The organism is Streptomyces sp. NPDC107471 (assembly GCF_055582845.1).
Window position 1 is genome coordinate 433,525 of sequence record NZ_JBVJPC010000009.1, and the last position, 17,947, is coordinate 451,471.

Sequence of the window (17,947 nt, forward strand, 5' to 3'; positions counted from 1 at the left end):
CCAGTAGCCGTGGATCTCTCTGCCGTCCAGTCTGGCAGCGACCACTGACAGCGGCCCTCCGGACCGCCCGCCCGGGCGGGCCGGGCCCTCAGCGGAAGGTGTCGCAGCGCGCCATGTCGCCGGACTCGTAGCCCTGCCGGAACCAGCTCTGCCGCTGCTGCGCCGACCCGTGCGTCCACGACTCGGGTGTCACCCGGCCCTGGAACCGCTCCTGGATCCGGTCGTCGCCCACGGCCGCCGCCGCGTCCAGGCCGTCGGCGATGTCCGCGTCGGTGAGGCTCGTGATGAGCGGGCGGCCCGTCGACTCGTCCTTCGTCGTGGTCGCGTGGCGCGCCCACACCCCGGCGTAGCAGTCCGCCTGGAGCTCCACCCGCACCGCGTTGCTGTCGGCGCCCGTGCGCCCGTCCTGCGACCGGCTCAGCGTGCCCATCAGGTCCTGCACGTGATGCCCGTACTCGTGCGCCACGACATACGCCTGCGCGAACGGCCCGCCGGTGGCCCCGAACTTCGAGTGCAGCTCGTCGAAGAACCCGAGGTCGAGGTAGACCTTCCGGTCGCCGGGGCAGTAGAACGGCCCGACCGCCGAGGTCGCCGACCCGCACGCCGTGCCGACCTGCTCGCCGAAGAGGACCGTGGGGGAGCTGGTGTAGGTGCTGCCGCGCCGCTCGAACTCCTGGTCCCAGTAGTCCTGCACGCTGTTGACCACGGCCACGGTCCGGCAGTCGTCGCGGGTGTTCGCGTCCTGCCCGGTCCGGCAGCTCCGCTCGACCTCGGCGAGGCCGGAGGCCGGGGCCGCGGGCTGTGCGCCGCTGTCGGTGAGCCCGAGCTGGTCGGGGCCGACGCCGAGGAAGAGCCCGAGAAGCAGGGCGATCACCCCGGCGATGCCACCGCCGACGGTCGCCCGGCCGCCCGGGATGCGACTGCCGCGCACGTCCTGCACCTCGGAGGTGTCCAACCTGGCGTCGTCGTCGAACTGCATGCGGACACCGCCCTCTGCGCTCACCGGCCCCCGCAGGGCATCCTCGCCCGGCGGGCCCTCCCCGGCCTCGACGGACATCCGAACGAGGGACGGCGACGGGACCGACCGGATACCCGGAGCGAGACCGACCGAACACCCGAACCCAGAAAAAGTGCTTGCACGGCCCCGTTAGACTTGGCCCATGGCCATTCTCCTCGCGCATTAGACGGCGGGAACGTCCTCAGCCGCCCATCCGTCAATCCTGAATCCGCCCTGGAGTCTGTCCGTGATCTCCGCCTCCGGTATCGAGCTGCGCGCCGGCGCCCGAGTCCTCATCGAGTCCGCCACCTTCCGAGTCGCCAAGGGCGACCGCATCGGCCTGGTCGGCCGCAACGGCGCGGGGAAGACCACCCTCACCAAGTGCCTGGCCGGCGAGGGCATCCCGGCCGCGGGCCAGATCACCCGCTCCGGCGAGGTCGGCTACCTCCCCCAGGACCCCCGCACCGGCGACCTCGACGTGCTCGCCCGCGACCGCATCCTCTCCGCGCGCGGCCTCGACGTCCTGCTGAAGAAGATGCGCGACAACGAACAGCGCATCGCCAACGGCCAGGGCGCCACCCGCGAGAAGGCCATGCGGCAGTACGAGCGCCAGGAGACGGAGTTCCTCACCAAGGGCGGGTACGCCGCGGAGGCCGAGGCGGCCACCATCGCCGCCGCGCTGAACCTCCCCGACCGGGTGCTGGGCCAGCCCCTGCACACCCTCTCCGGTGGTCAGCGCCGCCGTATCGAGCTGGCCCGGATCCTCTTCTCGGACGCCGACACCCTGCTCCTCGACGAGCCGACCAACCACCTCGACGCCGACTCGATCATCTGGCTGCGTGACTACCTCAAGACGTACCGCGGCGGCTTCATCGTGATCTCCCACGACGTCGACCTGGTCGAGACGGTCGTCAACAAGGTGTTCTACCTGGACGCCAACCGCGCCCAGATCGACGTCTACAACATGGGCTGGAAGCTCTACCAGCAGCAACGCGAGGCCGACGAGAAGCGCAGGAAGCGCGAGCGGCAGAACGCCGAGAAGAAGGCCGCGGCCCTGCACTCGCAGGCCGACAAGATGCGCGCCAAGGCCACCAAGACGGTCGCAGCGCAGAACATGGCCAAGCGTGCCGACAAGCTCCTCTCCGGCCTGGAGGCGGTCCGCCAGCAGGACAAGGTCGCCAAGCTGCGCTTCCCCGAGCCCGCGCCCTGCGGCAAGACCCCGCTGATGGCGGAGGGCCTCTCGAAGTCCTACGGCTCGCTGGAGATCTTCACCGACGTCGACCTGGCCATCGACAAGGGCTCGCGCGTGGTCATCCTCGGCCTCAACGGCGCGGGCAAGACGACCCTGCTGCGCCTGCTCGCCGGGACCGAGCAGCCGGACACCGGCGCGGTCGTGCCCGGCCACGGCCTCAAGCTCGGCTACTACGCCCAGGAGCACGAGACCCTCGACCCGGAGCGCACGGTCCTGGAGAACATGCGCTCCGCGGCCCCCGACCTCGACCTCGTCGAGGTGCGCAAGACGCTCGGTTCCTTCCTGTTCTCCGGCGACGACGTGGACAAGCCGGCCGGGGTCCTCTCCGGCGGTGAGAAGACCCGCCTCGCCCTCGCCACCCTGGTCGTCTCCTCGGCGAACGTCCTGCTGCTCGACGAGCCCACCAACAACCTCGACCCCGCGAGCCGCGAGGAGATCCTCGGCGCGCTGCGCACCTACAAGGGCGCGGTCGTCCTGGTCACCCACGACGAGGGCGCCGTCGAGGCGCTCCAGCCGGAGCGGATCATCCTGCTGCCGGACGGCGTCGAGGACCTGTGGGGCGCGGACTACGCGGATCTCGTCGCCCTCGCCTGACCGCCGGTGCCGCTTGATCGAATGCGTGATCAACGGCGTATGGATCATTCGGCCCACCGGTGATCCACCATCTGTGTGAGATCTCCTCGTACCGAGGTGTGTCCTACATCGATTTCACGGCCGAGTCCTTTATCGACAAGGGCTCGGCCGTCGCGCGTCTCTGACCTGGCACTTCACAAAGGAACCCGTTCGGCGGTACGAACGCGCCCGCATGGAATCAGGGATTCCGTATGTGGGGACCCGCTCCTGTCGTCAAAACCATGTCTTACGGACCTTGCCGAATGGGTGGCCATGAACGCCCGGAGGGGTGATCATGAGAGAACCAGAGCGCACTTCCCATGAGGAGGCACGGGTGGCCGAGACTCTGAAGAAGGGCAGCCGGGTAACCGGCGCCGCGCGCGACAAGCTCGCGGCAGACCTGAAGAAGAAGTACGACTCCGGTGCGAGCATTCGGGCGCTGGCCGAGGAAACCGGCCGCTCGTATGGCTTCGTGCACCGGATGCTCAGCGAATCGGGCGTCACGCTTCGTGGGCGTGGCGGAGCGACGCGGGGCAAGAAGGCCGCTTCGTCCTGAACCGGGCGGCCCATCGGCTTCGATGGTGACCACCCGGTCGGTCGGTCGACTGGCCGGGTGGTTACTGTGCAGTCACTTAGCTGTGCCGTCCCGCGGCACGGAGGATGACCGCACTCATCGGAGGCGCCCCATGGCTTCGCCCAGCCAGGACGGCCAGGAACTCGTTCCCCTGCTCGACAAGGACGGCGTACGGCTCACCGTCGAGGACACCCTCGCCACGGTGACGCTGACCAACCCCGCCAAGCGCAACGCCCAGAGCCCCGCTCTGTGGCGCGCGCTCGCCGAGGCGGGCCGGCTGGTGCCGGGCTCCGTCCGCGTCGTGGTGCTGCGTGGCGAGGGCAAGTCCTTCTCCGCCGGCCTCGACCGGCAGATGTTCACCCCCGAGGGGATCGAGGGCGAGCCGTCGTTCATCGACCTCGCCCGCAGTGGTGACGCCGAACTCGACGCCGCCATCGCGGAGTTCCAGGAGGGCTTCACCTGGTGGCGGCGCAATGACCTCGTGTCCGTCGCCGCCGTGCAGGGCCATGCCATCGGCGCGGGCTTCCAGCTCGCCCTCGCCTGTGACCTGCGCGTCGTCGCCGACGACGTGCAGTTCGCCATGCGCGAGACCAGCCTCGGCCTGGTTCCCGACCTGACCGGCACCCACCCCCTGGTGGGCCTCGTCGGATACGCCCGGGCGCTGGAGATCTGCGCGACCGGGCGCTTCGTGACGGCCGAGGAGGCCGTGAGCACCGGCCTCGCCAACATCGCCGTACCGCTCGACCAGCTCGACGGCGCGGTGCGGGACCTGGCGGCCGCACTCCTGGCCGCCCCCCGCGACGCGGTCATCGAGACCAAGACGCTGCTGCGCGGCGCCCAGGACCGCACCTACGACGAGCAGCGCGGCGCCGAGCGCGCGGCCCAGACCCGCCGGCTGCGGGACCTCGCCGGCGTCGGCGACTAGGGCAGGGCCGGAATCGGCACGGCCGTCACCAGCACGGCCACCGTCGGACCGTCCGGCAGCGCCGCGCCCACCGCGGCACGGACCTCCCGGGCCACGTCGAGGGCCCGGCGGTCCGCGCCCACCGCCAGTTCGACGCGGACATGGCGGCGCGGCAGCGCACCGGCCCCGGACTCCCGGTCCTCGATGTGCACCGGCCGGCCCAGCATCCCGGTCAGCCGGTCCACACCGGGCACCGCCAGCGCGGCGACCGCCACGAGGGTCTCGTCGCCCGGCCCCGCCTCCGCGGGACGCGGCGGCTCCGGCGCCCGTTCGGCGGAACGCTCCGCGTCCTCCTCCAGCAGGGCCGTCACCCGCAGGTCCACCTCGCCGAGTTCCAGCCCCAGCCGCCCGGCTGCCGCCCCCGCGAGCACGCCGCGCAGCCGCTCCGCGGTCACCGGCAGCGGCTCGGCCGGCGTGGCCTCGAACTCCGCCGAGAGCCGCAGCGGTCCGGGCGGCAGCGCGCTCTGGGGCGGCGGTACGGCGGGTTCGTACGTCTCCTCCGGACGGGCGAGCCCGATGCGTACCGCGCCCAGCCGTACGCCCGAAAGGCCCCCGGCGGCCGCCCGCAGCGCCTGCCGGGCCGCCTCCTCGGAGATCCACGCGCCGTCACGCGGCCCGCCCAGCGGCAGCAGCCTGCCCAGCCCGAGCTGCCGCCGCACCGTCCGTGCCCACTGCTCCGCCGTCATTCCTCCAGCCTGCCGCATCTCCGGCGCGCGTTCGCGCAACCGCGCTTACGGTGGTCGAAGGAGGACGACCGAAAGGGGTGACGGCGATGACCGAGACGACGCAGAACACCGAGGTGGAGTCGCAGGCGCGCAAGACCGTCAAGCGCGGCGGCGGTGACCCGGCGACCCGAGGGCGGACCACCATCGCCGACGGGGTCGTGGAGAAGATCGCCGGGCTCGCGGCCCGGGACGTCCTCGGCGTCCACGCCATGGGCAGCGGACTCAGCCGCACCTTCGGCGCCGTACGGGACCGGGTGCCCGGCGGTTCGAAGTCGGCCACCCGCGGGGTCAAGGCCGAGGTCGGCGAGGTGCAGACCGCGCTCGACCTGGAGATCGTCGTCGACTACGGCGTCTCGATCGCGGACGTGGCCAAGGCCGTGCGGGAGAACGTCGTGACCGCGGTGGAGCGGATGACCGGCCTCGAAGTCGTCGAGGTCAACATCGCGGTGAGCGACGTGAAGCTGCCCGACGAGGAGGACGAGGAGCCGGAGCCCCGGATCCAGTGACCGCACTCAGCCCCAGGGACCTTGAGGGAGCGCAGGATGAGCATGGCCGTGGTCGGCTTGATCGCCGGCATGGCGTTGGGCTTCGCGGGATATTTCGGCGGGTTCGGCGCTTTTCTGCTGGTGGCGGCGCTGGGCGCCATCGGCTTCGTCGTCGGCCGGTTCCTGGAAGGGGACCTGGAGATCGGCGACTTCTTCCGTACCCGTGACGACCGGCGGAGATGACGTCCGTGAGCAGTGCGGCCGGTGCGGCGGACGAGCTCCGCAGACCCCTGACCCCGACCGCCGTTCCCCCCGGTGACCGAGGGGCCACGAGGATCGCCGACCGGGTGGTCGCGAAGGTCGCCGGACAGGCGGCCCGCGAGGCGCTCGGGAAGCTTCCCGCCGATGCCGAGCCGCCGTACGCCACCGTCGTCGTCCACCACGACGTGGCCCGCATCCGCATGCACCTCGAACTGGGCTACCCGGGCGACATCGGCACGCGTTGCCGCGAGGTGCGTCAGCAAGTGGTCGAGCGGGTAGTCGCGTTGGTGGGCATGGAGGTGCCGGAGGTCGCGGTCCAGGTGGAGCGGCTGTACCCGGCACAGGGACACGGCGCGGCACAGGGGAGGACGCGATGAGCGAGCCCCAGGGCTCCGAGGGCACGACACAACGACTGCCGGTCATCGAGCGGGAGGCGGAACCGGACCGGAGCGACGACTCCGCGTCGACGGCCGCCTACGGGCCACCACCCGCCCCGGTGGCCGAGGCGGGCGGCGGCGCACACCGCTTCTGGTCGGCGCGCAGGGTTCCGGCCGGCCTCGTCGCCCTGCTGCTCCTGCTCGTCGCCGGGATCTTCCTGTACGACATCGCGGCCGTCCGGGCCGACCGGCCGGCCATGCACTGGCGCCGCGAACTCTCCCGGCAGCTCGCCGCCCGCCCCCTGGACGACACCTGGGTCCTGGCCGGCGCCGGTGTCGCCGCCGCCCTGGGCCTGTGGCTGCTCGTCCTGGCCCTCACACCGGGGCTGCGCGGCATCCTGCCGATGAGCCGCACCCACCCCGACGTCCGCGCGGGTCTGCACCGGGACGCGGCCGCCATGGTCCTGCGCGACCGGGCCATGGAGGTGGCCGGCGTCCAGTCCGCCCGGGTACGGATGAGGCGGCGCAAGGCCGACGTCCGCGCGGTCTCGCACTTCCGCGAACAGGACGACGTGCGCGCCGACCTGGACGCGAACCTCGGCGAGGCGGTCAGGGGACTGGGTCTGGCCCGGCCCCCCGCCCTGTCGGTGCACGTCGTGCGGACCACCGGGAAGAAGGGCTGAGGCCGATGCTGAGGACCGTCAACCGCGTACTTATCGGCCTGGTGGGCCTGGTCCTGCTCGTCGTCGGCGGCTCGGTGCTCGCCGTGGGCCTCGGCCTCCAGCCGCCCTCCTGGTGGATCCACGACGGCAGGAAGGACGTCCTGCTGAGCGACGCGGAGCGCACCCGCTGGGACGGCGAGGGCTGGTGGTGGCCCACGGTCATCGCCGCACTGGCGCTCGTGGTGCTCCTGACCCTGTGGTGGCTGACGGCGGTACTGCGCAGGCGCCGCCTCACGGAGGTACGCGTCGACACCGGTGACGGCGAGGGCGCGCTCCTGCGGGGCCGGGCCCTGGAGGGCGTACTCGAAGGGGACGCGGCCGGGCTGGACGGTGTCCACCGGGCGCACGCCCACCTGACCGGCCGCCCGGACGCCCCCGGGACCCGCGTGCGGCTCCTGCTGGAACCCCATGTGGATCCGGGGACGGCCCTGCACCACCTGACGACCGAGGCGCTCGCCCACGCCCGCAACTCGGCGGGGCTCGACTCGCTTCCGGCCGAGGTGCGCATGACCGGCGTCAGGCACAAGGCGGAACGGGTCAGTTGAGCTTTTCGGGGGCGCGGGGAACTGCGCGATCAGCCCCCATCGGCCGGCACTCTAGAAGCCGTGCCTCATGCCCCCATCAACCGGCAGCATGACCCCGGTCAGATAGGAAGCAGCCGGCGACAGCAAGAACGCCGACACGCGCCCGAACTCCTCAGGGGTCCCGTACCGCCGCAACGGAATCCGCGACTCGTTCGCAACCCGGGTTGCCTCAGGATCAGCCGACATCCCGTCCAGCTCGCGCACCCGGTCCGTGTCGATGCGCGAGGGCAGCAGGCCGACGACCCGGATTCCGCGCGGCCCGAGTTCGTCCGCGAGCGACTTCGCGAACCCGGCGAGACCGGGACGCAGTCCGTTCGAGATGGTCAGCCCCGGGAGCGGCTCGTGCACGGACGCCGACAGCACGAACCCGATCACGCCCCCGCCCTCCAGCTCCGCCGCGGCAGCCCGGGCCAGCCGGACCGCCCCGAGGAACACGGACTCGAACGCGGCCTGCCACTGTTCGTCCGTGTTGTCGGCGACGAAGCCGGGCGGGGGCCCGCCGACACTGATGAGCACTCCGTCGAACCCGCCGAAGTGCTCACGCGCGGTGGCGATCAGCCGCTCGGGCGCCGACGGGTCGGCGTTGTCGACGGCCACGCCCACGGCGTTCGGCCCCAGCTCCGCGGCCGCGGCGACCGCCCGCTCCTCCTCGCGTCCGGTCACCACCACCTTCGCCCCGTCGGCGACCAGCTCGCGCGCGGCCGCGTTGCCGAGCCCGCGGGTCGCTCCGGTGACGACGTACACACGGTCCTTCAGTCCAAGATCCATGGCTCCTATCCTGCCTCCTCGCCCCCGAACAGGGTGAGGGCGGTGTTCACCAGACCGATGTGGCTGAACGCCTGCGGGAAGTTGCCGAGCTGGGCGCCGGCCACCGGGTCGTACTCCTCGGACAGCAGCCCCACGTCGTTGGCGAGGCCCAGCAGTCGTTCGAAGAGGTCCCGCGCCTCCTTCCTGCGGTCGGTCATGTGCAGCGCGTCGGCGAGCCAGAACGAGCACACCAGGAACGTGCCCTCGCCGCCGGGCAGCCCGTCGACGGGGGTCTCCTCGGCGCTGTACCGCCGCACCAGCCCGTCGTGGTCCAGCTCCGCGCGGATCGCGTCGATGGTGCCGACCACCCGGGGGTCGTCCGGCGGCAGGAAGCCGGTGCGCGGGATCAGCAGCAGGGACGCGTCGAGTTCGCGGGAGCCGTAGTACTGGGTGAAGGTGTTGCGGTCGGGGTCGAAGCCCTTCTCGCAGACCTCGCGGTGCACCTCGTCGCGCAGCGCGCGCCAGCCCTCCAGGTCACCGGTCAGGTCCGGGAAGGCCTCCAGGGTGCGCACCGCGCGGTCGGCGGCCACCCACACCATGACCTTCGAGTGGACGAAGTCGCGGCGGCCGCCGCGCACCTCCCAGATCCCCTCGTCCGGCTGCCGCCAGGAGGACCGCAGGAAGTCCAGCAGGACCCGCTGCAGGGACCACATGTGCGGCTTGGCGAGCAGACCCGCGCGCCGGGCCAGCGACAGCGAGTCCATGACCTCGCCGTACACGTCGAGCTGGAGCTGTTTCACGGCCTCGTTGCCGATGCGCACCGGCCGGGAGCCGCCGAAGCCGGACAGCCAGGGCAGCTCGAACTCGGGCAGCCGCCGCTCGCCCGCGACGCCGTACATGATCTGGAGGTCCGCCGGGTCGCCGGCGACCGCGCGCAGCAGCCAGTTCCGCCAGGCCTCGGCCTCCTCCAGATAGCCGCACTGCACGAGGGCGGCCAGGGTGAGGGTGGAGTCGCGCAGCCAGCAGTAGCGGTAGTCCCAGTTGCGCACCCCGCCCATCTCCTCCGGCAGCGAGGTGGTGGCCGCGGCCACGATGCCCCCGGTCGGCCGGTAGGTGAGCGCCTTCAGGGTGATCAGGGAACGGACCACGGCGTCCCGGTGCGGACCGTCGTAGCGGCAGCGCGCCGCCCACGCCTGCCAGTCGGCCACGCTGCTCTCCAGCGCCTCGAAGGGGTCGGTCAGCGGGGGGCGCGGCTCGTGCGAGGGGTGCCAGGTGAGGACGAACGCCACCCTCTCGCCGGCCTCGACGGTGAACTCCGAGTGCGTGCCGAAGTGTTCGCCCCAGGTGCGCACCGGGGGCACGCTGCGCAGCCACGTCGAGTCGGGGCCCGCGACGGCCACCCGGTGCCCGTCGGCCCTGCGCACCCACGGCACGACCGAGCCGTACTCGAAGCGCAGCCGGAGCGTGCTGCGCACGGTGACGCGGCCGCGGAGCCCCTCCACGATCCGTACGACGTCGGGGGCCACGTCGCGCTGCGGCATCAGGTCGGTGACCCGCACGGCGCCGTCGTCGGTCTCCCACTCGGTGTCCAGGACGAGGGTGCCGGGGCGGTAGGCGCGGCGCGTGCAGCGGTCCGCGCCCTCGGGGGCGATCCGCCAGTGGCCGTTCTCCTCGTCCCCGAGCAGCCGGGCGAAGCAGGCCGCCGAGTCGAAGCGGGGCAGGCACAGCCAGTCCACGGAACCGTCCATGCCGATCAGCGCGGCCGTCTGTTCGTCGCCGATGAGGGCGTAGTCCTCGATACGGGGGTGCACGCAGTGCGGTTTCCCGGCGGGCCGTGAGGGCAATCAGGGGTGGGGCCGGGGGAGTGACGCCGGGCGGGTCGGCAGTGTCCTACGACGGTGGCCGCGGAGTCCGTGCGCGCCGGGGCCGGCCTCGCCCGCCGGTCACACCGCCGCCGGTTCCGCCTTCGCCGTGGCTTCCTGGGCCGCCTTCTCGCGGCGGTCACGCAGTTCACGCCGGACCAGGACGACCCAGCCGATCGGCACGCCCGCGGAGAACAGCCACCACTGGATGGCGTAGGCGTAGTTCAGCGCTGCGTCCTCCTTGCCGGGGTTGGCGCCGATCAGTTCCGGGCTGTCCCCCTTCGGCTCGGGGGCCGTCTGGGCGATGTAGCCGCCGAGCACCGTGGCGCCCAGCCGCTCGGCCTCCTGCTCGCTGTTGATCAGCATGATCTGCCGGTCGGGGAGCCCCTTGAGGTTCTTGATGCCGCTCGCCGCGGTCGTCTCGTCGGGCATCAGCCGCCCGGTGACGGTGATCTCGCCCTTCGTGGGCGCGGGGATCCTGGGGAACTCCGTCTGGCTGGCACCGTTCGCGGGGATCCAGCCCCGGTTGACCAGCAGCACCTTGCCGTCGTCGAGGACGAAGGGGGTCAGGACGTGGTAGCCGACCTCGTCGTCGGAGTTGGTGCGGCGCCGGACGACGACCTCGTCGGCGGTGTCGAAGTGCCCCTTCGCGGTCACGCTGCGGTACCGGTCGTGGGTGGTGACCGTGTGTCCGGGCGAGGTCATCCGCTCCACGGGCACCGGCTTCGCGGACAGCGCCTCGGAGACGAGCTGGTTGCGGGCGGTGCGCATCTCGTAGCGGTGCATCTGCCAGATGCCCAGCCTGATCATCGTGGGGATGAGGAGGAGGGCGACCAGCGTGAGGATCACCCACTGCCGGGACAACAGGAAGCGGTACACCCCACGACCGTACAACTCGGACCGCCGGACGCTCGCACAGGGGTGTGGTCGGGCCCCGGGGGCCGGGGCACCCGATGGAGCGCTGTCGGCTTGCGGGTGCCGGCCCCGCGCCTGACGATTCGGCTTATGACACGTTGCGAAGTGTGTGGGAACGACTACGAGCTGGCGTTCACCGTCGAGACCAAGGACGGGGCCCGCCACGTCTTCGACTCGTTCGCCTGCGCGATCCACCGCATGGCCCCCATCTGCGAGCACTGCCGGGTGCAGATCATCGGCCAGGGCGTCGAGGTGGACGGCCACTGGTTCTGCGGCGCGCACTGCGCCCGCGCGGAGGGCAAGGTCGGCATCGTGGACAAGGTCGGCTCCGCCGTGTGACCGACCCCGGCACGCTCGTGGAAGAGGGGCCCCTCAACGGAAGCGGGCCCCCTCACGTAGTCGGGGCGGCGAACGCGTTGGTTCCCGCGGCTCGCGGGCGGGCGGAAGCACCGGGTGTGCGTCGGCGCACGACCGCCCGGGCCGTGCTCCCGCCGGTCCCCGCGCGGGCGCGTCACGTCCCGCACGCGGGGTATGCCTTGGCCGCGCCCGCCCACCTGGCGGGCCGACGTCCGGTCCCCCGTGAAAGGCAGTCCACGATGAGCGACACCGACGCACTGGGCACCACCGCACCGGGCACCACCTCGCCGGGTGCCGGTGCACCGGGCATCACCCCGCTGCACCGCCACGCCCTGGAGCCGGTGGCGACCTTCTGCGGCGACTGCGACTGCGGCTGCCCGCAGTTGTTCGTCGACCCGAGCGCGCCGGCCGAGCGCCGGGTCCTGCTCACCGACGACTTCGGTCAACGAGTCCAGATGAGCGCCGAGCAGTTCGCCTCGCTGGTGACGGAGGCCAAGTCGGGCAAACTGGACGGCATCGCCCTCGCCTGACCGGCCCGGCGCACCCGGCGCCGGGTGCGTGCGGTCAGCCCTCCGACGCCGGCGCCACGTCCCGGAGAAGCTGCCCGAAGGCCGCCTCGTCGACGACCGGCGTGCCGAACTGCCGGGCCTTGACCACCTTGGACGTGCCCGAGTCCGGGTCGTTGGTGACGAGCAGACTGGTCAGTCGCGAGATGCTCGTGGCGACATGCAGCCCGGCCTCGATCGCCCGGTCCTCCAGGAGATCGCGCTCGGTCGAGGTGTCCCCGGAAAAGGCGATCCGCATGCCCTGTTTGAGTGGTTTGCCGTCCTCGTACCGCCCCGGGTTGGGGTAGGGGCACGCGGGACGCTTGCGCGCGGGCCGCCAACTGGTCGCCCGGTAACCGCCGTAGGCCGACGACGACTGCCGGGGCACCGCCCGGTCCGTCCACTCGGTCAGCGGCCGGCACTCGTGCAGCGGCAGCCGTACGCTGCGCGCGGCGGCGGCCCGCAGGCTCGGCCGGAACGCCTCCGCGAGCACGCGCGCGTCGTCGAGGGCGTGGTGCGCCCGCTGCTGCACGACGCCGAAGTGGGCCGCCAGCGACTCCAGTTTGTGGTTGGGCAGCGGCAGGCCGAGCTCCTTCGACAGGACGATGGTGCACAGCCGCTGCGTCACCGGTGCCACCCGGCCCGCGCGGGCGTACTCGCGGGCGATCATCTGCCAGTCGAAGACGGCGTTGTGCGCGACGAGCACGCGGCCGTCGAGCCGGGTGGAGAACTCGTCGGCGATGTCCTGGAAGAGAGGGGCGCCTTCGAGCGCCTCGCTCGTCAGCCCGTGGATCCACACGGGACCCGGGTCGCGCTCCGGATTGACCAGTGTGTACCAGTGGTCCTCGACCTCGCCGAGGGCGTCAAGTCGGTAGACCGCGGCGGAGATTATCCGGTCGTCGCGGGCCAGGCCGGTGGTCTCCACGTCGACGACCGCGTATCCCTGCGGATACGCGGCCGGCCACGCTGTGGGGGAGGACGCTGCGGTCGTCTGGTCTTCGAGCATGGTTCACGAGGATACGGGCCACGACTGACAGTCCCTCACGGTGGCGTCGGTACGCGGCTCGCGGCGAGCTGGGTGCGATCCTCCGGGGATGACCGAAGAGGGTGTGGGTGGACCGGAGCACGGCGAGGCGCACGGCGGTGGGCTGGGCGCCCGGCTCAACTGGCTGCGGGCGGCCGTGCTCGGCGCGAACGACGGCATCGTCTCCACGGCGGGCCTCGTCGTCGGCGTGGCCGGCGCGACGAGCGACCGCGCGGCACTGCTGACGGCGGGTCTGGCGGGCCTGCTGGCCGGCTCGATGTCCATGGCGGCCGGGGAGTACGTGTCGGTGTCGACCCAGCGCGACTCCGAGATGGCCGCGCTGGCCCTGGAGAAGCGGGAACTGCGCGAACAGCCCGAGGCCGAGCTGGAGGAGTTGACGGAGCTTCTGGAGGAGCGGGGCCTGTCCCGTGACGTGGCCCGCGAGGCGGCGGAGCAACTCACGGAACGGGACGCGCTGCGGGCGCACGCGCGCGTGGAGCTCGGAATCGACCCGGACGAACTGACCAACCCCTGGCACGCGGCCTGGGCGAGCTTCCTGGCGTTCACGGCGGGGGCGTTGCTGCCGCTGCTCGCCATCGTGCTGCCCCCGGCGGGGTGGCGGGTGCCGGTGACCGTGGTGTCGGTGGTGGCGGCGCTGGTGCTGACCGGGTGGAGCAGTGCCCGGCTGGGGGCGGCGGCCGCGGGGCGGGCGGTGGTGCGGAACGTGGGAGGCGGCGTACTGGCGATGGGGGTCACCTACGCGGTGGGAGTGCTGCTGGGAGCGGCCGGGGTCGGTTGATGTCCTGGCGTGGCGGCGGTCGGGGTCGGTTGACGTCCTGGCGTGGCGGCGGTCGGGGTCGGTTGATGGCCCGGTGCGGCGGCGGTCTGTTCAGCCGTCGCCCCCTTCTGCCCGGCCGCCGACGCCCCTTGGCGGAGATCGCCAAGAAGCAAGCGCGTACCACCGGTAATACTTGTCAGTAACAACGTCTAGCCGCGCCCGCGCTGCGGTTCTACGGTGCACGCATGCCGAACCTCCCCGACGTCGTGGTCTGGTCCATTCCCGCTTTCGTGCTGCTCACCGTCATCGAGATGATCAGCGTCCGGGTCCATCCCGACGAGGACGCCGCCGGTTACGAGGCCAAGGACGCCGCCACCAGCGTCGGCATGGGACTCGGCAGCCTCTTCTTCGACTTCCTGTGGAAGATCCCGATCGTCGCCCTCTACACGGCCCTGTACGAACTCACCCCGCTCCGCGTCCCCGTCCTGTGGTGGACGGTCCCCCTGATGCTGCTCGGGCAGGACTTCTTCTACTACTGGTCCCACCGCGGCCACCACGTCATCCGCATCCTGTGGGCCTGTCACGTCGTCCACCACTCCAGCCGGAAGTTCAACCTCACCACCGCGCTGCGCCAGCCCTGGACGAGCCTGACCGTCTGGCCGTTCTACGTCCCGCTCGTCGCCCTGGGGGTCCACCCGGCCGCGCTCGCCTTCTGCTCCTCCGCGAACCTCGTCTACCAGTTCTGGATCCACACCGAACGCATCGACAAGATGCCCCGATGGTTCGAGTTCGTCTTCAACACCCCGTCCCACCACCGTGTCCACCACGCCTCCCAGGGCGGTTACCTGGACCGCAACTTCGGCGGGATCCTCATCGTCTGGGACCGGCTCTTCGGCTCGTTCGTCGCCGAGACCGAACGGCCCGTCTACGGGTTGACCAAGAACATCAACACGTTCAACCCGATCAAGGTGGCCACGAACGAGTACGTGGCGATCGTCAAGGACGTCAAGAACGCCCGGAGTTGGAGTGAGCGGGCCGGGCGGGTGTTCGGCGGCCCGGGCTGGCAGCCGTCGGCGCCGCCGGCATCGGCCACGCCGACGGCACCGGAAACGGCTCCGCCCGCGTCACCGGAACCGGCTGCGGCCGAGGGAAGCGCGGCCGCGTGAGAGGCCGCCCCGGGCGGCGGGCGTCCACGGCCCCTGCCGGACCGTCCCCGCGCACGCGTTCCGCCGCCGCCCTCCTGCTCGCCTGCCTCGCCGCCGCCACCCTCACCGACCTGGTCTCCCTGGCCGTCGGTCTCGACGGCGGCCACACCGTCGCCAAGCCCCTGCTCATGCCGCTCCTCGCCGCCTGGGCAGGGGTCAGCGGCGCACCACGCCTCCTCGTCGCCGCGCTCCTGTGCGGCTGGGGCGGCGACGTCCTGCTGCTGTCCGACAGCGACCCGGCCTTCCTCGCCGGCATGGCCTGCTTCGCCGCCGGACACGTCTGCTACCTCGTGCTCTTCGTGCGCCGCGGCACGTCACGCGCGCGTGCGCTCCTCCCGGCCCCCGCCTACGCCCTCTCGCTCGTCACCCTGGTCGCCCTCCTGTGGCCGGACCTGCCGGCGGACCTCCGCGTCCCCGTGGCCGGCTACAGCACCCTGCTCGTGGCCATGGCGTACACCGCCGCCCGGCTCGGCCTCGCCACCGGACTCGGCGGTGCCCTCTTCGTCCTCTCGGACACCCTCATCGCGACCGGCGTCGCCGACTGGCCCCAGCTCCCGCGACCCGATTTCTGGATCATGCTCACGTACGTCGCCGCGCAGTTCCTGCTGGCAGGCGGCACACGACGAGCCCTCGAAGCGCGCCCGGGCCCCACGGCGACGTACGGTGAGATGCGCTCGACCACCCCCTGAGCGCCGTCACGACCTCGCACGAGAAGGACCCTCGCCATGCGCGCCACCACCATCCACGCCCCCTACGACATGCGCGTGGAGGACGTGCCCGAGCCCGTGGTGCAACTGCCCACCGACGCCGTGCTCCGGGTGCTGCGCGCCTGCATCTGCGGCAGCGACCTGTGGGCCTACCGCGGTGAGGCGGCCCGCCGGCCGGGACAGCGGATCGGCCACGAGTTCCTCGGCGTCGTCGAGGAGACCGGCTCCGAGGTCCGCACCCTCAAGCGGGGCGACCTCGTCGTCGCGCCCTTCATGTGGTCCGACGGTGTCTGCGACTACTGCCGCGAGGGCCTGACGACCTCCTGCGAGCACGGCGGCTTCTGGGGTTCCGTCGGCTACGACGGCGGCCAGGGCGAGGCCGTCCGCGTCCCCTACGCCGACGGCACCCTCGTACGGCTGCCCAAGGAAGCGGCCTCCGACGACCGTCTGCTGTCGTCCCTGTTGACCCTCTCCGACGTGCTCGGCACGGGCCACCACGCGGCTCTCGGCGCCGGCGCTCGCCCGGGTGCCACGGTCGCCGTCGTCGGCGACGGTGCCGTCGGCCTGTGCGCGGTGCTCGCCGCCAAGCGGCTCGGCGCCGAACGCATCATCGCCCTGGGCCGCCACCAGGTGCGCACTGATATCGCCCGCCGTTTCGGCGCCACCGACGTGGTCGCCGAGCGCGGGGACGCCGCCGTCGAAGCCGTCCGCGAACTCACCCGCGGCCAGGGCGCGCACGCCGTCGTGGAGGCCGTCGGCACCGAGCAGTCCATGAGCACGGCGGTCAACATCACCCGGGACGGGGGCGCCATCGGCTTCGTCGGCGTCCCGCACGGCAGCGGCACCGGCATCGACCTCGGCGTCATGTTCGACCGGAACATCGCCCTGCGCGGCGGCGTCGCACCGGTCCGGGCCTACATCCCCGAACTGCTCCCCGACGTCCTTGACGGCACCGTCGACGCCTCACCCGTCTTCGACATGACCGTCGGCCTGGAGGGCGTCCCCGACGGCTACAAGGCGATGGACGAGCGCACGGCACTCAAGGTCCTCGTCACCAACTAGCGGTCACCGGCTGGCTGTCACCTACTGGACGTCACCAACCGGCCGTCTCCGCGCGGCGGTTGCCAGTCGCCGGTCGCCAGTCATCGGTCACCGGCCGGCGGCCAGGTCCCCGCGCGGCTCCGCTCTACCAGTGGATCGGCAGCGGCAGCGCCGTCAGCAGTCCCGACACCACGACCACCAGGCCCAGGGCGGCGACCTCCGCGCGCGCGGGCGCGCAGGCGGTCAGCGGGTCGGGGGCGCGGCGCAGCCGGTTCCTGGCCCCCAGGGCGAGCACGGCGACGACCACCACCAGAAGCACTTTGGCGAGCAGGACACGCCCGTAGGCCGTGTCCGTCAGGCCGTCCAGGACGGCGCCGGGCGGCAGGCGGCGCAGCGAACTCGCCACACCGGTCGCGGAGACGGCGGCGAGCAGAACGGCGGCCACGCGCGCGTAGAGCCCGAGCAGCGCCGCGCCCGGCGCCGTAAGGCTCCAGTGCCGCTGCGTCCGCAGCACGTGCAGCAGCCCGCCCGCCCACAGCGCCGCGCACGCGAGGTGAACCAGCGTCAGCGCGGAGCCGGCCAGCGGGCTGGGCTCGGTCTCGGGATGCGCGCGCAGGGCCTCCGCCGCCGCCACCGCGGACAGGGGCCACACCTGGGTGGCCGGGCGGCCCGAACGGGCGCACAGCCCGGCCACCAGGAACGCGTTGACCTCCAGCAGGGCCAACTTCCCGTCCCGCGAGGCGTACAGGCCGCCGAGATCGATCGCGGAGAGGGTGCGGGGCACCAGATTGCCGGTCGCCACGACCGACGCAAGGCCCAGGGCGGCGAGGAACCCGGCGGCGGCCGTGTACGCAGCCCAGGAGCGCGGCACGTCCGGGGGAGCGCCGGGCACCGAGCGGGCCAGTCGGCCCACGAACAGCTCGCCCAGCGGCACGCACAACGCCGCGAACAGCACGGCCCGCAGCAGCGCCACCCCGCCGGCCCCGGGCGCGGCGGCCTCCCCGGTGCCGTGCAGCGCCGCGGACGGACCGAGCGGCGGTATCGCCAGGGCCAGTACCGCGAGAACGAGGACGGCGACCGCCCGGCCGGTGCCGGGACGCCGTGGGTGACCGGTCACGTCGGCCACCTCGGAGGCGGGTCTTGTCAGGGTCACCGTACGATCCTGGCGACAAAGGACAGAACCGGGCAACTGCCGGGAAACAAGTGGTGGTAC

At 72.5% G+C, this 17,947-nt stretch carries 21 protein-coding genes; 14 read left to right on the plus strand and 7 right to left on the minus strand.

What is annotated here, in order from left to right; all coding sequences use genetic code 11:
* Positions 1 to 88: 88 nt before the first annotated feature.
* Complete coding sequence (ypfJ, locus tag ACZ66S_RS30135) at positions 89 to 979, minus strand: KPN_02809 family neutral zinc metallopeptidase (RefSeq protein WP_469904736.1); 891 nt, start codon at positions 977 to 979, stop codon at positions 89 to 91.
* A 265-nt stretch (positions 980 to 1,244) separates the two neighbouring features.
* On the opposite strand from ypfJ, the gene ACZ66S_RS30140 reads away from it, so the two are divergent.
* The 3 genes from ACZ66S_RS30140 to ACZ66S_RS30150 all read left to right on the plus strand — a co-directional run bounded on the left by ACZ66S_RS30140 (position 1,245) and on the right by ACZ66S_RS30150 (position 4,360).
* Positions 1,245 to 2,843 carry an ABC-F family ATP-binding cassette domain-containing protein gene (locus tag ACZ66S_RS30140; RefSeq protein WP_469904694.1) on the plus strand — a complete coding sequence of 533 codons (1,599 nt, stop codon included), beginning with the start codon at positions 1,245 to 1,247 and terminating at the stop codon, positions 2,841 to 2,843.
* Between the two features lie 352 nt (positions 2,844 to 3,195).
* Positions 3,196 to 3,417, plus strand: a complete 222-nt coding sequence (locus tag ACZ66S_RS30145; RefSeq protein WP_004002281.1) for a helix-turn-helix domain-containing protein — start codon at positions 3,196 to 3,198, stop codon at positions 3,415 to 3,417.
* Between the two features lie 130 nt (positions 3,418 to 3,547).
* Positions 3,548 to 4,360: an enoyl-CoA hydratase/isomerase family protein gene (locus tag ACZ66S_RS30150; RefSeq protein WP_469904695.1), complete on the plus strand. Its 813-nt coding sequence runs from the start codon at positions 3,548 to 3,550 to the stop codon at positions 4,358 to 4,360.
* On the opposite strand, the gene ACZ66S_RS30155 is transcribed toward ACZ66S_RS30150, so the two are convergent.
* Entirely contained in the window at positions 4,357 to 5,085 is a 729-nt protein-coding gene (locus ACZ66S_RS30155; RefSeq protein ID WP_469904696.1) for a nucleopolyhedrovirus P10 family protein, read from the minus strand. The two genes, ACZ66S_RS30150 and ACZ66S_RS30155, sit on opposite strands and share 4 nt — an antisense overlap.
* A gap of 86 nt (positions 5,086 to 5,171) precedes the next feature.
* Here ACZ66S_RS30155 and ACZ66S_RS30160 point away from each other — a divergent pair, with 86 nt between their 5' ends.
* From ACZ66S_RS30160 to amaP, 5 genes are read left to right on the plus strand one after another with little or no spacing between them, the layout of a single operon-like run.
* On the plus strand, positions 5,172 to 5,630 hold the full coding sequence (locus ACZ66S_RS30160; protein ID WP_053849810.1) for an Asp23/Gls24 family envelope stress response protein: 459 nt from the start codon (positions 5,172 to 5,174) through the stop codon (positions 5,628 to 5,630).
* A gap of 36 nt (positions 5,631 to 5,666) precedes the next feature.
* Positions 5,667 to 5,852, plus strand: coding sequence for a hypothetical protein (locus ACZ66S_RS30165; protein WP_053849811.1), 186 nt, complete (start codon positions 5,667 to 5,669; stop codon positions 5,850 to 5,852).
* Positions 5,849 to 6,247: a hypothetical protein gene (locus tag ACZ66S_RS30170; RefSeq protein WP_469904697.1), complete on the plus strand. Its 399-nt coding sequence runs from the start codon at positions 5,849 to 5,851 to the stop codon at positions 6,245 to 6,247. Before ACZ66S_RS30165 ends, ACZ66S_RS30170 begins: the two co-directional genes overlap by 4 nt.
* A complete protein-coding gene (locus tag ACZ66S_RS30175; RefSeq protein WP_469904698.1) occupies positions 6,244 to 6,930 on the plus strand; it encodes a DUF6286 domain-containing protein in 687 nt (228 codons plus the stop codon). The genes ACZ66S_RS30170 and ACZ66S_RS30175 overlap by 4 nt, the downstream gene beginning before the upstream one ends.
* Positions 6,931 to 6,935: 5 nt before the next feature.
* Positions 6,936 to 7,514: an alkaline shock response membrane anchor protein AmaP gene (gene amaP, locus ACZ66S_RS30180; RefSeq protein WP_469904699.1), complete on the plus strand. Its 579-nt coding sequence runs from the start codon at positions 6,936 to 6,938 to the stop codon at positions 7,512 to 7,514.
* A gap of 51 nt (positions 7,515 to 7,565) precedes the next feature.
* On the opposite strand, the gene ACZ66S_RS30185 is transcribed toward amaP, so the two are convergent.
* The 3 genes from ACZ66S_RS30185 to ACZ66S_RS30195 all read right to left on the minus strand — a co-directional run bounded on the left by ACZ66S_RS30185 (position 7,566) and on the right by ACZ66S_RS30195 (position 11,041).
* Positions 7,566 to 8,321, minus strand: a complete 756-nt coding sequence (locus ACZ66S_RS30185) for an SDR family oxidoreductase (protein WP_469904700.1) — start codon at positions 8,319 to 8,321, stop codon at positions 7,566 to 7,568.
* Positions 8,322 to 8,326: 5 nt separating this feature from the next.
* Positions 8,327 to 10,111 carry a glycoside hydrolase family 15 protein gene (locus tag ACZ66S_RS30190; protein ID WP_469904701.1) on the minus strand — a complete coding sequence of 595 codons (1,785 nt, stop codon included), beginning with the start codon at positions 10,109 to 10,111 and terminating at the stop codon, positions 8,327 to 8,329.
* Positions 10,112 to 10,243: 132 nt separating this feature from the next.
* Positions 10,244 to 11,041 carry an SURF1 family cytochrome oxidase biogenesis protein gene (locus ACZ66S_RS30195; protein WP_469904702.1) on the minus strand — a complete coding sequence of 266 codons (798 nt, stop codon included), beginning with the start codon at positions 11,039 to 11,041 and terminating at the stop codon, positions 10,244 to 10,246.
* A 126-nt stretch (positions 11,042 to 11,167) separates the two neighbouring features.
* Here ACZ66S_RS30195 and ACZ66S_RS30200 point away from each other — a divergent pair, with 126 nt between their 5' ends.
* Together ACZ66S_RS30200 and ACZ66S_RS30205 are read left to right on the plus strand one after the other, a co-directional pair.
* Positions 11,168 to 11,416, plus strand: a complete 249-nt coding sequence (locus ACZ66S_RS30200) for a hypothetical protein (protein WP_469904703.1) — start codon at positions 11,168 to 11,170, stop codon at positions 11,414 to 11,416.
* A gap of 335 nt (positions 11,417 to 11,751) precedes the next feature.
* A complete protein-coding gene (locus ACZ66S_RS30205; RefSeq protein WP_469904737.1) occupies positions 11,752 to 11,964 on the plus strand; it encodes a hypothetical protein in 213 nt (70 codons plus the stop codon).
* 34 nt (positions 11,965 to 11,998) lie between these two features.
* On the opposite strand, the gene ACZ66S_RS30210 is transcribed toward ACZ66S_RS30205, so the two are convergent.
* Positions 11,999 to 12,985, minus strand: a complete 987-nt coding sequence (locus ACZ66S_RS30210) for a DEDDh family exonuclease (RefSeq protein WP_469904704.1) — start codon at positions 12,983 to 12,985, stop codon at positions 11,999 to 12,001.
* 88 nt (positions 12,986 to 13,073) lie between these two features.
* Here ACZ66S_RS30210 and ACZ66S_RS30215 point away from each other — a divergent pair, with 88 nt between their 5' ends.
* The 4 genes from ACZ66S_RS30215 to ACZ66S_RS30230 all read left to right on the plus strand — a co-directional run bounded on the left by ACZ66S_RS30215 (position 13,074) and on the right by ACZ66S_RS30230 (position 16,755).
* Entirely contained in the window at positions 13,074 to 13,802 is a 729-nt protein-coding gene (locus tag ACZ66S_RS30215; protein WP_469904705.1) for a VIT1/CCC1 transporter family protein, read from the plus strand.
* Positions 13,803 to 14,026: 224 nt separating this feature from the next.
* Positions 14,027 to 14,947: a sterol desaturase family protein gene (locus tag ACZ66S_RS30220; protein WP_469904706.1), complete on the plus strand. Its 921-nt coding sequence runs from the start codon at positions 14,027 to 14,029 to the stop codon at positions 14,945 to 14,947.
* 74 nt (positions 14,948 to 15,021) lie between these two features.
* Positions 15,022 to 15,675 (plus strand): lysoplasmalogenase, encoded by a 654-nt coding sequence (locus tag ACZ66S_RS30225; RefSeq protein ID WP_469904738.1) that lies wholly within the window; start codon positions 15,022 to 15,024, stop codon positions 15,673 to 15,675.
* 36 nt (positions 15,676 to 15,711) lie between these two features.
* The gene (locus ACZ66S_RS30230; RefSeq protein ID WP_469904707.1) at positions 15,712 to 16,755 is read left to right on the plus strand and encodes a zinc-dependent alcohol dehydrogenase family protein; all 1,044 of its coding nucleotides are present in this window, start codon (positions 15,712 to 15,714) and stop codon (positions 16,753 to 16,755) included.
* A gap of 124 nt (positions 16,756 to 16,879) precedes the next feature.
* On the opposite strand, the gene ACZ66S_RS30235 is transcribed toward ACZ66S_RS30230, so the two are convergent.
* Positions 16,880 to 17,887 carry a CopD family protein gene (locus ACZ66S_RS30235; protein ID WP_469904708.1) on the minus strand — a complete coding sequence of 336 codons (1,008 nt, stop codon included), beginning with the start codon at positions 17,885 to 17,887 and terminating at the stop codon, positions 16,880 to 16,882.
* Between the last annotated feature and the right edge of the window lie 60 nt (positions 17,888 to 17,947).